General features: G+C 63.1%; 12 protein-coding genes. 7 read left to right on the top strand and 5 right to left on the bottom strand.

Annotated elements, in window-relative coordinates:
• Positions 1–28 precede the first annotated feature (28 nt).
• Genes ACWHY3_RS19100 through ACWHY3_RS19080 form a run of 5 tightly spaced genes read right to left on the bottom strand, consistent with a single transcriptional unit; the run spans position 29 to position 6,258 of the window.
• Positions 29–1,591: a bifunctional aminoglycoside phosphotransferase/ATP-binding protein gene (locus tag ACWHY3_RS19100; RefSeq protein WP_303853978.1), complete on the bottom strand. Its 1,563-nt coding sequence runs from the start codon at positions 1,589–1,591 to the stop codon at positions 29–31.
• A 31-nt stretch (positions 1,592–1,622) separates the two neighbouring features.
• Positions 1,623–2,912 carry a glutamate-1-semialdehyde 2,1-aminomutase gene (hemL, locus tag ACWHY3_RS19095; RefSeq protein WP_087720421.1) on the bottom strand — a complete coding sequence of 430 codons (1,290 nt, stop codon included), beginning with the start codon at positions 2,910–2,912 and terminating at the stop codon, positions 1,623–1,625.
• A 21-nt stretch (positions 2,913–2,933) separates the two neighbouring features.
• Positions 2,934–3,644, bottom strand: a complete 711-nt coding sequence (gene thiE / locus ACWHY3_RS19090) for a thiamine phosphate synthase (RefSeq protein WP_087720422.1) — start codon at positions 3,642–3,644, stop codon at positions 2,934–2,936.
• A gap of 2 nt (positions 3,645–3,646) precedes the next feature.
• Positions 3,647–4,474 carry a bifunctional hydroxymethylpyrimidine kinase/phosphomethylpyrimidine kinase gene (gene thiD / locus ACWHY3_RS19085; RefSeq protein WP_087720423.1) on the bottom strand — a complete coding sequence of 276 codons (828 nt, stop codon included), beginning with the start codon at positions 4,472–4,474 and terminating at the stop codon, positions 3,647–3,649.
• A gap of 32 nt (positions 4,475–4,506) precedes the next feature.
• On the bottom strand, positions 4,507–6,258 hold the full coding sequence (locus ACWHY3_RS19080) for a chloride channel protein (RefSeq protein ID WP_448128180.1): 1,752 nt from the start codon (positions 6,256–6,258) through the stop codon (positions 4,507–4,509).
• 267 nt (positions 6,259–6,525) lie between these two features.
• On the opposite strand from ACWHY3_RS19080, the gene erpA reads away from it, so the two are divergent.
• The 7 genes from erpA (at position 6,526) to ACWHY3_RS19045 (ending at position 13,617) form a co-directional block, all read left to right on the top strand.
• Positions 6,526–6,879 (top strand): iron-sulfur cluster insertion protein ErpA, encoded by a 354-nt coding sequence (erpA, locus tag ACWHY3_RS19075; RefSeq protein ID WP_087720425.1) that lies wholly within the window; start codon positions 6,526–6,528, stop codon positions 6,877–6,879.
• A 165-nt stretch (positions 6,880–7,044) separates the two neighbouring features.
• A complete protein-coding gene (locus ACWHY3_RS19070) occupies positions 7,045–7,809 on the top strand; it encodes a transporter substrate-binding domain-containing protein (protein ID WP_448127289.1) in 765 nt (254 codons plus the stop codon).
• Between the two features lie 155 nt (positions 7,810–7,964).
• Positions 7,965–8,633, top strand: a complete 669-nt coding sequence (locus ACWHY3_RS19065) for an amino acid ABC transporter permease (protein WP_071232466.1) — start codon at positions 7,965–7,967, stop codon at positions 8,631–8,633.
• Positions 8,630–9,421 (top strand): amino acid ABC transporter ATP-binding protein, encoded by a 792-nt coding sequence (locus ACWHY3_RS19060; RefSeq protein WP_110636426.1) that lies wholly within the window; start codon positions 8,630–8,632, stop codon positions 9,419–9,421. Before ACWHY3_RS19065 ends, ACWHY3_RS19060 begins: the two co-directional genes overlap by 4 nt.
• Positions 9,422–10,181: 760 nt before the next feature.
• The gene (gene mnmG / locus ACWHY3_RS19055) at positions 10,182–12,077 is read left to right on the top strand and encodes a tRNA uridine-5-carboxymethylaminomethyl(34) synthesis enzyme MnmG (protein ID WP_448127288.1); all 1,896 of its coding nucleotides are present in this window, start codon (positions 10,182–10,184) and stop codon (positions 12,075–12,077) included.
• Positions 12,074–12,721, top strand: a complete 648-nt coding sequence (rsmG, locus tag ACWHY3_RS19050; protein WP_448127287.1) for a 16S rRNA (guanine(527)-N(7))-methyltransferase RsmG — start codon at positions 12,074–12,076, stop codon at positions 12,719–12,721. The genes mnmG and rsmG overlap by 4 nt, the downstream gene beginning before the upstream one ends.
• 128 nt (positions 12,722–12,849) lie before the next feature.
• The gene (locus tag ACWHY3_RS19045; RefSeq protein WP_332780129.1) at positions 12,850–13,617 is read left to right on the top strand and encodes a ParA family protein; all 768 of its coding nucleotides are present in this window, start codon (positions 12,850–12,852) and stop codon (positions 13,615–13,617) included.
• Positions 13,618–13,639 lie beyond the last annotated feature (22 nt).

Genomic DNA, 13,639 nt, shown 5'->3' with positions numbered 1-13,639 from the left:
AAACCCCACCGGCTTCCCTGTGGATTTTTCAGTTCAGCCGCATGCGTTCCTGAATCAACGAAGCCAGCGTCAGATTGGCATCCGGCGCCGTCGTGTCGAGGTGTACGAGATGGGTCGTCTCGTTCCTGGCAAACGGCTCGAAGCGTTCCAGCTGCTGCTCCAGAATCGCAAGGCTGCTTTCCGAAGGTTCCCCGCTACGCCTGGCACGCTTGACGATGCGGGCTCGCAGTGTCGCCCGGTCCGCTTCGAAACTGACGATCAAGACGGGAAGCCCGCGCTTTTCGGCCTCGAACCGAAGCCGCTTGCGCTGCTCCAGCAGCAGGCAGGTGGCATCGATACACGCCGGCAAACCGGCTTCGAGTACCGTGCCCGTCAATTCGGCGAGACGCCGATAGGTCTGATCGGTGGCCTGCTCGCTATAGACTGCGTCGGCATCGTCGGGCGCCGCCGTAAAGTCGAATAGACGCTTGCGCTCGACATCGGACCGGATCCGTACCCCGCCCAGACGCCTCACGATCTCCTCGGTGAACCGGCTCTTGCCGCTGCCCGAGACACCGACCGCCAGGATCAGATAAGGGAAGCGGAACTCGCTGTACTCCTGAGCCATGGTCAGATAACGGCGGAAGACCTCTATGGGCTCGCCCCCAGGCAGATCGTCGATCATGCCGGCATCGTGATCCCTGACCAGCTCGATCCGCGCGCGCAGCAGAGCCCGATAACGCTTGTAGAAGTTGAGCAGGCGGACCGCCTGATAGTCCCCGGACAGCTCGAGATAGCGATTGAGCGCATAGTGCGCAAACTCGTGCTCGCCGCGGGCTTCCAGGTCCATGATCAGGAAGGCCAGTTCGCAGGCGACGTCGCACCAGCGCAGGCGATCGTTGAACTCGATGCCATTGAACAGGATCGCCTTGCCCTCGAAACGCACCGCGTTGCCCAGGTGAATATCACCGTGGCTCTCGCGAATGAAACCGCCTTTCCAGCGTGACTCGAGAATGGGCTCGAGCCGGGCGAAACTCTCCAGCGTCAATGTCCTGACCCTGGCCAGTTGCTCCCGATCCCGAGACGATTCCAGCAGCGGCTCGATCGTCTCGAACTCGTTGACCAGCATGTCGTGAATGCTCGGCGGCGAGCCCAGCGGGTTATCGCCGGACACGCTGGGCGCCGACTCGTGCAACGCCACGAGCTGATCGATCAGGTCGTCGACCAGTTCCGCCGACAGTTCGCCACTGGCCTGCAGCGAGCTCAACAGATGGCGACTGCTGAACTGGCGCATCTTGACCGCGTACTCGATCGGCGCGCTGTTGTCGTTGACCCGCGGCGACGTCTCGGAACCTGAGATCGCGACGCAGCCGATATAGAGCGCAGGCGCCACGCGACGATTCAGCGTGACTTCCTGCTCGCAGAGGCGACGCCGCTTCTCCAAGGTCGAGAAATCGAGAAAACTGCCGTAATCCAGCGATTTCTTGATCTTGTAGGCGTAATCGCCCGTCGATACCACCCAGGAGATGGGGGTTTCGAACACTTCGACGGCGCCGATCGGATGATCGAAACAATCACTCTCCTTGAGCGCCTGTATCAGCGTTCGGCTCATGCGTCGTCTCCCTGTCAGTCGCGTTCGTGTCTCATGGCTGACGCATGGCGGCGAACGCCCGCTCGCTGGCCAATAAGGTCGTCTGAATATCGTCGTGCGTGTGCGCGCTCGACATGAATCCGGCCTCGAACGCGGAAGGAGCCAGATAAACGCCGGATTCCAGCATGTGCGCGAAGAAGTCGCGAAAGGCCTGCGCATCGCAAGCCATGGTCTGGCCGAAGTTGTCGACCCGCTGTTGCGCCGTGAAGAATAACCCGAACATGCCCCCGGCGCGCTGCGTGATCAGATCGATACCGGCATCGCGGGCACGCGCCTCGAGACCTTCACACAAGGTTTCCACGCGCGTGGAAAGCGCCTCGTGGAAGCCGGGCTGACGCACCTTGCCGAGCAGGGTGATACCGGCGGCCATCGCCAGCGGGTTGCCCGACAGCGTGCCGGCCTGATACACCGGCCCCAGCGGGGAGATCTGCTCCATGATGTCGCGCTTGCCGCCGAAGGCACCGACCGGCATGCCGCCGCCGACGATCTTGCCCAGACAGGTCAGATCCGGAGTGATGCCGTAATGGGCCTGAGCGCCGCCCAGCGCCACGCGGAACCCGGTCATGACCTCGTCGAAGATCAGCACGCTGCCGTGGTTGTTGCACACCTCGCGCAGCGCCTCCAGGAAGCCGGGCTGCGGCGGGATGCAGTTCATGTTGCCGGCCACCGGCTCGACGATGATCCCGGCGATCTGCTCGCCCATGGCCTCGAAGCACTCGTGCACGGCTTCGATATCGTTGTAGGCCAGCGTGATCGTATGCTCTGCCAGCGATGCCGGCACGCCCGGAGAGCTGGGCTCGCCGTGGGTCAGCGCACCGGATCCCGCCTTCACCAGCAGCGAATCCGAATGGCCGTGATAGTTGCCCTCGAACTTGACGATCTTGTCGCGCCCGGTGTAGCCCCGCGCCAAGCGGATCGCCGACATCGTCGCTTCGGTGCCGGAGTTGACCATTCGCACCATGTCGATGGAGGGAATGATCTCGCAGATCAGATCGGCCATGGTGGTCTCGATCGCCGTCGGCGTCCCGAAGGAAAGGCCGTTGTCCAGGCGTTCGCGAACCGCATTCAACACATCCGGATCGGCATGGCCCGTGATCATCGGCCCCCAGGAGCCCACGTAATCGATGTAACGCTTGCCCTCGACGTCGAACAGATAGGCGCCCTGGGCGCGCTCGACGAAGACCGGCGGCTGCGACATGCCCTTGAAGGCACGGACCGGGGAATTGACGCCGCCGGGGATATGCCGGCAGGCGCGTTCGAACAGTTCGGCGGATGTCGTCATGGTGTTCTCTCTAGCAAAGTTCTACCGACATCGATCGATGTCAGGCTTTCCATCGATGACGGAATTCGGTAAGGACGCGTCGGCGATAGTGGCATTGAGTTCACGCACCGCGCGGGCGATATCCGGCGCACCGAAAATAGCATGGACCACCGCCAGCATCTCGGCGCCCGCCGCACGGGCCCGACTCGCAGTACCCGCATCGATACCGCCGATCGCCACTCGTGGCAACCCCAGAGGCGCGACCTCGTCGAGTATCGACAGCGGCGCTGGCGCCGCTTCCGGCTTGGTCCGGGAAGCGAAGAACCGCCCGAAGGCCAGATAGCTGGCGCCGGCATCGGCTGCCGTACTCGCCAGCGCCGGCGAATCGTGGCAAGTCGCACCGATGATGGCGCACTCACCCAACCGCTGCCTGGCAGCCGCCAGCGAGACGTCCTCCTGACCGACGTGCAGGCCGACGACGTCTCCCCAGCGCTGCTGTAATCGCAACGCCAACTCGAGGTCGTCGTTGATGATCAGCGGCACCGCATGGTGTTCGCAGAGTGCCGCCAGCGCATCGCCCTGGCGCTGGCGGCGATGGGTGTCGGCGGACTTGTCGCGATACTGCAACAGCACGATACCGGCTTCCAGTGCCGCTTCGCAGCCAGCGAGCAGGGTTCGATCATCCGGCAGCAGATGGCTGTCGGTGATCGCGTAGAGCCCGTTCAGGGCCGATGGATTCGAGCGTGTCGGCATCATCATTCCAGCGTGGCATCGAAGTCGGGTGCGCGCCAGACCCGGTCCGGCAGATACTGGCCCTGGCCCAGCGCCAGGCCATTGTCCAGTGTATCCCAGGTGAACCGCTGGGCCTGGGCACAGGCCGCGGCCAGCCCCTCGCCGGCGGCCAGCCGGGTCGCCAGTGCCGAGGCCAGCGTACATCCCGACCCGTGATAGTCGGCCGGCAGACGGGGCCACTGCCATTGACGGTTGAGCTCTGGGGTGTGCAAGGTATGCACCACGTTGCCCGCCGTCGATTCCCCGTCCAGCGAGTCGGTGCCGGTCACGAGCACGGCGGCGCAGCCCAGCGACATCACCTCCACCACCCGCGCCACTTCGTCGGCAGCGGCGATGGCGGAGAGCAGCGTCAGCTCCCGCCGGTTGGGTGTCAAGATATCCACAAGGGGTAGTAGCCGGTGACGAATCGGTTCGAGCAGATCGGGTGTGGATAACTCGGAACCGCCGCCGCTGCGAATGACGGGATCGACGATCAGCGGCGTGCCGGGGCTCATCCTGGCGACATCGATTACCGCTTCCAGCACCTCGAGATTGGGAATCAGCCCCACCTTGATGGCCGCAATACGAAAGTCGTCGAACAGGGCGCGCGCTGCACGACGAATGAAATCGCCGCTGCAGGGCTCGACGCTGATCACGTCACGGGTCGACTGTACGGTCATCGCCGTGGGCACGGTCACCGGCCAGCCACCGCAGCCTCTCACGGCTTCTGCATCCGCGACCAACCCTGCGCCGCCGCTGGGATCGTGGCCCGCCAGAATCATCACCACAGGTTTATCGTCGTAGCGAATCATGATGCCCTCCTCGGGACCTCCGTCCCGCTACGTCAGCGTTTACGTCGATAATAGTTCTCGATCGCCTCGCGAGTGATGATACCGGAAATCTTGCGGATCATCGGCGCCGTGGTGTGCTCGACATAGAGTGCATCGACGCCGGATTCGTTGAGCGTGTCGTAGGCCTCGGACAGCGTCGCTTCCAGATGCACCGGCGCCAGATCGAGACGCTGACCGGGCACTTCCTCGAGATCGATCTGCTCATGCTCCGCGAGCCATGCCTCATCGTGCAGCACCCGCGCCAGATGGGCGGCCTTCATCGCCAGGGGTGGCTTGTCCCTGTCCTCCTGCATGATCACCAGCCAGGTCGGCTTGGAATCGAGCAGCGCCTTGGCCCGGTCGTGATCGATGATCCGAGGCGTGCGCACCAGGTTACGCTCCATTACGGCCGGCACGGCGACCCGCGACAGCGCCTGCATCAACGGCTGCTGCAGCGGGTGAAGCCCCTGCTGGTTGAGACTGGACAGGAAGAATCCCTGGCAGCGGCAGAGCTGGCGCGCCGTGAGCACCGCCACCACCACCGCCAGCATGCCGGGCAGCATGATCGCCGAATTGCGGGTCAGCTCCAGCAGTGCCAGCAAGGCGGCCAGCGGGGCCTGCAGCGCCGCCGCCATCATCGCCGCCATGCCGAGAACGGCATAAAGCGTCGGCGTCGTGACCACGCTCGGCAACAGGGTACCGCCGATCATCCCCATTACCGCGCCCACGGCAGCGCCGGACACCAGCATCGGCCCGATCACGCCCACCGGCACGCCGCCGGCCAGACAGATGCCCGTCAATGCCAGCTTGATCACCGCCAGCACCAGCAATACGTCCAGCGCCATCGGCCCGTTGAGCATCTGTTCCAGGCTGTCGTAGCCGATCCCCTGAACCTGGGGATACCACCACGCCACGGCGCCGGTCAGCAGGCCGACGATGGCCAGACGCAGAGCGAACGGAATCCGGGCAATCGACGCGTGTCCCTGCGCCAGACGCACGAAGCCGCCAGCCAGCACGCCCACCACCAGCGCCGTCAATACGATCCAGGGCAGATCCAGCAGCGAATTGAGCTGCAACGCCGGCACGCTGAACGCCGGTTCGGCGCCGTAGACCGTCCAGGAGACCAGCGCGCCCATGGTGGCGGCGAGGATCACCGGCATGAAACCGGCGATGGTGTACTCCATCATCACCACTTCCATGGCGAAGATGACGCCGGCAATTGGCGTGTTGAACGAGGCGGAAATCCCCGCCGCCGTGCCGCACGCCACCAGCACGCGAAGGCTGTTGTGAGGCAGGCGCAGCCGCGAGCCGATCCAGCTCGAGGCTGCGGAACCGAGATGGATCGCCGGACCTTCACGGCCGGCCGACAGCCCGCCGATGACCGAAATGACACCGACCCACCACTGATTGATCCAGTTGCGCAGCGGCATCTTGCCCTGATGGTAGGCGAGGCGCTCGATGACGTGCCCGATCCCCATCTTCAGCGCCCGATTGGGCTGCGGCCACAGCCAGACGCCGATCAGGGCGACAGCGATCAGCGGCAAGGCGGCACGGAATGCGGGTGACAGGGTTTCGAAGGCTTCCGGGTCGTCGCCGGGTATGAAGAACAGCGCGCCGAATTCCAGCAACAGCCGGAACACGACCATGACGGTACCGGTCAGAATACCGGCGAGCGTCCCCAGCAGGCAGAGTTGCGGCATGGCATCGACGCTTGCCAGCTGGCGCCGAAAACGCTCGAGATTGAGGCGTGGGACGAACCGCGGCACGCGTGACAAACCCCTCTCCTTGCCCGATCCGGATCGCTCGACTTTCGTGCGCGATACCTGTCCAGGCCGACAGCCACGCCGTGCGAGCGGTTAACGGGAATGACATCATACACCTATCGGCCCCGAGCCGAGAGAACATCGACGCCACTATAGTTGACCCTTTTACTCGGTATTAACGATAATGGACGCCAATCGGGCGAATTCCGCCCCACGTCATTTTCGATAAGCCGGTCTCGGTCCATGACCGGCACGCACGGGAGCGTGACGATGAGCACAGTGGAGTCTTTCGCTCCAACCCCGATGTTCTTCACCGATGCCGCTGCCAAGCGGGTCAAGGCGCTGATCGCCGAAGAGAACAATCCAGCCCTGAAACTGCGGGTCTACGTGACCGGCGGCGGCTGCTCGGGGTTTCAATACGGCTTCGATCTCGGCGACCAGACCGCCGAGGACGACACCGTGATCGACAACGATGGTGTCAGCCTGGTGGTGGATGCCCTCTCCTACCAATATCTGGTCGGCTCGACGGTGGATTTCGAGGAAGGCCTGGCCGGCGCCCGCTTCATCATCAAGAACCCCAACGCCCAGTCCACCTGCGGCTGCGGTGCCTCTTTCTCGGTCTAGCAGACCAGGCGGAAACACCGGATCCGACATCGAAAGCCGGTGTTTTCCCGCTTGGACGAGTCCGAATATCTGTGCCTGGGTTACCTAGGTCGACTTGACGTTCAGTCACAACCTTCCTCAAGGTAGTTATCGATTACTCCAATCGATCAATGACTTGAGGGACACATGAAAAACAACATCACTCTGCTCGCCATTCCCGCCTTTGCCCTTTCCCTGGGTGCCTCCAACCTGGCCTCGGCCCAGGACACCACGCTCAAGGCCGTCACCGATCCCAGCTTCGTGCCGTTCGAGATGATGGATCAGGACAGCGGCGAGATGGTCGGCTTCGATATGGACATCCTCCACGAGATCGCAGACCGCGCCGGCTTCCAGGTCGATCTCAACACCATGGACTTCAACGGCATCATCCCCGCCGTGCAGACCGGCAACGTCGACCTGGCCATCGCCGGCATCACCATTACCGACGAACGCCAGGAGATCGTCGATTTCAGCGACCCGTACTACGATTCCGGCCTGCGAATCCTGGTATCCGACGGCAGCGACGTCGACTCGTTGGATGATCTGGAAGGCATGCGGATCGCCACCAAGATCGGTTCCACCAGCTACGACTACCTGCAGGAAAACCTCGGTGACGATGCCGAGATCACGCCCTATCCGGGCAGCTCCGACATGTACATGGCGCTCATGGGCGGCAGTGCCGATGCCGTCTTCTACGACGCACCCAACGTCGGCTATTTCGCCCAGACCAAGGGCCAGGGCAAGGTGAAGACCGTCGGTCCGCTCTATGAAGGCCAGCAGTACGGCATCGCTTTCGCCAAGGGCAGCCAGTGGGTGGAGCCCGCCAACGAAGCGCTGAAAGCCATGCATGAAGACGGCACCTACGACGAGATCCACGAAAAGTGGTTCGGCGCGGCACCGGACGCCAAATGATCGACCAACCCTGACCGGGGGCCGTCGCCTTGGGCGTCGGCCCCCGATCGTTGCCAGGACTCGCTTTCTACCCATCCCAAAAAAAAGAGAAACGGTCCTGAAAGACCTCGCCGCCCGGCGGTGGGGTCTTCTCTCGTTGCCGATGGAGACGCTCCGTGGAGTTCAATTTTCAGTTCGACTGGCAGGCGGCAATCGCTTCTCTGCCGTTTCTACTCAAGGGTCTCCCCTACACCCTGCTCATTTCCTTCGCCGGTCTGGCTATCGGCTTTCTTATCGGGATCCTCTTCGGGTTGATGCGAATCGGCCCCACGCGCTGGCTCCGCTGGCCCGCCGTGGTCTATGTCGAGGTGTTCCGCGGCACGCCAGTACTGGTCCAGGTGCTGTTCATCTTCTATGGCCTGCCCACCCTGCTTGGAGGCCCCATCAATGCGCTGACGGCGGGTATCGCCGCCATCGCCCTCAACGCCGGTGCCTACATCTCGGAAATCGTGCGCGGCGGCGTTCAATCGATCGAACGGGGGCAGCGTGAAGCCGGGCTGTCGCTGGGGCTGTCGCCACCCCAGACCTTTCGCTACGTGATCTGGCCTCAGGCACTGCGCCGCATGATTCCGGCACTGGGCAATCAGGGCATCGTCAGCATCAAGGACACCTCGCTGTTCTCGGTCATCGGCGTCGGTGAGCTGGTTCGCCAGGGACAGGTCTATATCGCCAATACCTTCACCGCGCTGGAGGTCTACTTCATGATCGCCCTGCTCTACCTGGCGATCACCCTGAGTCTGTCGTTGGCTCTGAGTCTGCTCGAACGCAAGGGGTTGGTGGGATGAACGATAGCGTAACCAGTCAAGACACCGACCGGACGGCGGATGCGTCGCCGATCGTCCGGCTCGACAAGGTCGACAAGCACTTCGGCAACCTGCACGTGATGCAGGAGATCGATCTCAGCGTGGCCCACGGCGAAGTCGTGGTGATCATCGGCGCCAGCGGCTCGGGAAAATCGACCCTGATCCGCTGCGTCAACGGGCTCGAACCGTTCCAGTCCGGGCGTATCGAAGTCGACGGCAAGACCCTGATGCCCAACGGCGCCAGCGGCAAGTCCCTGCAGGCGGTGCGCACCGAAGTCGGCATGGTGTTCCAGCAGTTCAACCTGTTCCCGCATCTGTCGATCCGCGACAACGTCACGCTGGCACCGCGCAAGGTCCGCGGCGTCACGCGCGATCAGGCCAACGCCATCGCCGACAAGCTGCTGGAACGGGTCGGCATTGCCGATCAGGCCGACAAGTATCCGACCCAGCTCTCCGGCGGTCAGCAGCAACGCGTGGCGCTCGCCCGAGCGCTGGCCATGGAGCCGCGGCTGATGCTGTTCGACGAGCCCACCTCCGCGCTGGATCCGGAGATGATCGGCGAGGTGCTCGACGCCATGCGCGAACTGGCCAACGACGGCATGACCATGATGATCGTCACTCACGAGATGGGCTTCGCTCGCGAGGTCGCCGATCGTGTGGTCTTCGTCCACGGCGGCCAGATCGTCGAGCAGGGCCCGCCGGAGCAGCTCTTCGATCATCCCCGCCACGAACGCACGCAAGCGTTCCTTTCACGGGTACTCAAGCACTAGCCCGAACGCGGGCCGAGCGTTCCGAAAACCGCGGGCACCGGAGGCATTTCCGGTGTCCGCCTTCCTCGAGGTACGCTCTACCCGCCTCCAGCACGCTCAGCCCTTCCTGCACCGCGCTTCTTCATTTCCATCGCCATTCCGCCTGTCCTCTTCGCCGCGTCTTACCGCTTCGTCTCCTGGCTCGAGCGATAAACGCCGAGCCATCGGTTCGCCTCAGGGTCGAAAGATCGGGTCGGCCAAGCCGATTTCGTCATTCATGGTTATCCCAGGCGCGTTTTTCCGCCTGTGGATAGTTTTTTCGCCTATCTGGCTGTAACCCTGATTCGTCCGGCGCTGGCGGGGAATCCGCGGTTTGTTGACCATCGCGGTAACAGTTGGCGTATGCGGCGGTGGACAACCCGTGTGCGGCTGGCGATGTGTACAAAGCGATCTTCTGTCCACAGGAACCAACGCCGTTGTCAGCAGCCTCCCCAGTGCTTTTCAAACAATCGAATAACAATGCAAGTGGTTATCATCCATAGAGTAATTCGACTTATCCACTGAAAGCATCCACACCATTAGTTACTACCACAACAGAACTTCTTTATATATTTTTCTTTATTTAGTAATGACTTTGCTGGCTGGTGGGCTGAAGACAATCGGGTGTGGAAAACCCCTGACGGTTACCCACAGGAGGTTTATACTGGGCGGCTTTTCGAGATTCATTCACTGTCGGGTGCCTGTTCGAGCTACTCGTTTTCAGCACCTCGTGAGGTAAACCGTGGAGTATCCCGACCGTTTTCAGGTCATCGTGATCGGCGGTGGCCATGCCGGTACCGAAGCCGCTCTGGCAGCGGCACGTGGCGGTGCCCGCACCCTGCTGCTGACGCATAACATCGAGACGCTGGGTCAGATGTCCTGCAATCCCGCCATCGGCGGGATCGGCAAGAGCCATCTGGTCAAGGAGATCGATGCCCTGGGTGGTGCCATGGCACAGGCAACCGACCTGGCCGGCATCCAGTTTCGCGTGCTCAATTCCCGCAAGGGGCCGGCGGTTCGCGCCACTCGAGCCCAGGCGGATCGCGTGCGCTACAAGGCCGCCATTCGCGGCATCCTGGAGAACCAGCCGAATCTCACGCTGTTCCAGCAGGGTGTCGACGATCTGATTGTGGAAAACGACACCGTCGTCGGTGTCCGGACCCAGACCGGCATCCGCTTCATGGCGGATACCGTGGTGCTGTGTACCGGTACCTTCCTGGGCGGCGTGATTCACATCGGGCTGGATCATCATGCCGGCGGTCGCGCCGGCGATCCGCCGGCCAACGCGTTGGCGGAACGTCTGCGTGCGCTGCCGTTCCGGGTCGATCGGCTGAAAACCGGGACACCACCGCGGATCGATGCCAAGAGCGTCGATTTCTCCAGGCTCGAGCCACAGCCCGGCGACACGCCGTTGCCGGTAATGTCGTATCTGGGCAGCCGCGAGCAGCATCCGCGCCAGGTCGATTGTCATATCGCGCATACCAACGAGCGAACCCACGAGATCATCTTCGCCAATCTCGACCGTTCGCCGATGTATTCCGGCGTGATCGAAGGCGTGGGGCCGCGCTACTGCCCGTCGATCGAGGACAAGGTCCACCGCTTCGCCGACAAGACCAGTCATCAGGTGTTCATCGAACCCGAAGGTCTGGACACTCACGAGCTCTATCCGAACGGGATCTCCACCTCCCTGCCGTTCGACGTTCAGCTACAGGTCGTGCGCTCGATTACCGGACTGGAAAACGCGCATATCACGCGGCCCGGCTACGCCATCGAATACGATTTCTTCGATCCGCGTGATCTGAAGCACTCGCTGGAAACCAAATTTATCCACAACCTGTTCTTCGCCGGTCAGATCAACGGCACGACGGGTTACGAGGAGGCCGGCGCCCAGGGGCTCTTGGCGGGTATCAACGCCGCTCGCCGTGCCCAGGGGGAATCCGCCTGGTGGCCGCGACGCGACGAGGCCTATCTCGGCGTGCTGGTCGACGACCTGATCACCATGGGCACGCAGGAGCCCTATCGCATGTTCACGTCGCGGGCCGAATACCGGCTGCTGCTGCGCGAAGACAACGCCGACCTGCGCCTGACCCCCACCGGTCGCGAGCTGGGCCTGGTCGACGATCACCGCTGGTCGGCGTTCGCCACCAAGCGTGATCGGATCGAGCAGGAGAGCGCCCGGCTGCGTTCGACCTGGGTCCAGCCGAAAACGCCGGCAGCCGAGCGCGTGGCAGAGAAACTCGGGCAACCGTTGGCGCGCGAGTACAGCCTGATGGATCTGCTCAAGCGGCCCGAGCTCACCTACGCCGACGTGGCCTCGCTCAAGGGCGAGGCCGTCAGCGAAGAGCCCGTCGCCGAGCAAGTGCAGATCGAGGCCAAGTACGAGGGTTATATCGCGCGCCAGCAGGACGAGATCGATCGTCTGCGACGTCACGAAGCGACACCGCTGCCGGAATCGCTGGATTACGCCAGGGTCGAAGGGCTCTCCAACGAGATTCGCCAGAAACTCGAGCAGGCGCGGCCGCAGACGCTGGGCCAGGCCGGTCGCATTTCCGGCGTGACCCCGGCCGCCGTCTCGATTCTGCTGATCCATCTCAAGAAGCGTCGCCTGATCGACGACAGCCAGGCATTGAGCGCATGACACCGGTTTGTGAACGCCGGCTGGACGAGGGTCTGGCGGCACTGAATATCGAGATCGACCGCCGTCAGCGTGAGCGATTGCTGTCGCTGCTCGCGCTGTTGCACAAGTGGAATCGCGCCTATAACCTCACCGCAGTACGCTCGCCCGAGGCGATGGTCAGCCGCCATCTGCTGGACAGCGCCAGCGTGGCCTTTGCCGTGAGCGGCCCCACCTTGCTGGACGTGGGCTCCGGCCCCGGGTTCCCGGGGCTGGTACTGGCCATTCTGGATCCTGGGCTTCAAGTCACGCTGCTGGACAGCAACGGCAAGAAAGTGCGCTTCCAGCGTCAGGCGGTGATGGAACTCGGGCTCGATAACGTGCGCTGCGAGCAGGTTCGGGTCGAAGCCTTCGACGCCACGTTCGACCAGGTCATCTCGCGCGCTTTCGCCTCGCTGGGCGATTTCATCGGGCTCACCGAGCCCTTGCTGGCCGAAGGCGGAGAATGGCTGGCGATGAAAGGGGGGCTCGAACCCCAAGAGCTCGAATCCGTGCCGGCCCATGTCGCGGTGCACGAGCGTCTCGCCCTGTCGGTGCCCGGTGTCGACGACGCCGAACGGCAACTGCTTCGTCTCGGGCGGGTCGATGATGCAGGCCATCGTCGATAAGCGTCTCTTGAGATCGATGGACGCGTCATGAGCCGGGCATGGGGACAGCGGCCTCGACGCCAATGCCGATTTAGCGTTAGCGGATCGCTCGCGATCTACAGGATCAGTTTCGACGAAGGGAGTCGCCAGTGACCAGAATCATCGCATTGACCAATCAGAAGGGCGGTGTCGGCAAGACCACGACCGCGGTCAATCTGGCGGCTTGCCTGGCGGCACTCGATCGTCGTGTGTTGTTGATCGATCTGGATCCCCAGGGTCACGCCACCATGGGCAGCGGGGTCGACAAGCACGATCTCGACGGCAGCGTCCTCGAGGTGCTGCTAGGCGACAAGAGCGCCGCCGAGGTGATTGTCGACTGTGCCGTGGCCGGTTATGCGCTGCTGCCGGGCAACGGCGACCTGACCGCTGCCGAGGTCGATCTACTCGACCGCGATGGCCGCGAGCGGGTGCTGCAAACGGCCATCGAGAGCGTCGCCGAAGATTACGACGTGGTGATGATCGACTGCCCGCCATCGCTCAACATGCTGACGGTCAACGCCCTTACCGCCGCCCACGGCGTGCTGATTCCGGTGCAGTGCGAATTCTACGCGTTAGAAGGCCTTTCGGCGCTGCTCGATACCGTCGAACAGATCCAGGAGAGTGTGAACCCCGCGCTCGAGATATTCGGCATCGTGCGAACCATGTACGACCCCCGCAACAGCCTGACTCGAGACGTCAGCAAGCAGCTCGGCCAGTATTTCGGCGATTCCCTGCTCAAGGCCACGATTCCGCGCAACGTCCGCGTGGCGGAAGCGCCCAGTCATGGCGTGCCGGTCACCAAATATGCGCGGCTGTCGCGTGGCAGCCAGGCCCACCGGGTCCTGGCCAAGGAACTGATTCGCCGGCTGGCGCTGTAATGACGATGACTGCTGCGAGGAA

Source organism: Salinicola sp. NYA28a, assembly GCF_976982775.1.
This window is presented reverse-complemented; position numbering and strand designations above follow the sequence as displayed.

What these genes read in the sequence shown, in the direction of transcription:
- rsmG (WP_448127287.1), top strand. Translation starts at nt 12,074, where the DNA reads ATGACACCGGTTTGTGAACGCCGGCTGGACGAGGGTCTGGCGGCACTG.
- ACWHY3_RS19100 (WP_303853978.1), bottom strand. Translation starts at nt 1,591, where the DNA reads ATGAGCCGAACGCTGATACAGGCGCTCAAGGAGAGTGATTGTTTCGAT.
- ACWHY3_RS19070 (WP_448127289.1), top strand. Translation starts at nt 7,045, where the DNA reads ATGAAAAACAACATCACTCTGCTCGCCATTCCCGCCTTTGCCCTTTCC.
- erpA (WP_087720425.1), top strand. Translation starts at nt 6,526, where the DNA reads ATGAGCACAGTGGAGTCTTTCGCTCCAACCCCGATGTTCTTCACCGAT.
- hemL (WP_087720421.1), bottom strand. Translation starts at nt 2,912, where the DNA reads ATGACGACATCCGCCGAACTGTTCGAACGCGCCTGCCGGCATATCCCC.
- thiE (WP_087720422.1), bottom strand. Translation starts at nt 3,644, where the DNA reads ATGCCGACACGCTCGAATCCATCGGCCCTGAACGGGCTCTACGCGATC.
- ACWHY3_RS19060 (WP_110636426.1), top strand. Translation starts at nt 8,630, where the DNA reads ATGAACGATAGCGTAACCAGTCAAGACACCGACCGGACGGCGGATGCG.
- thiD (WP_087720423.1), bottom strand. Translation starts at nt 4,474, where the DNA reads ATGATTCGCTACGACGATAAACCTGTGGTGATGATTCTGGCGGGCCAC.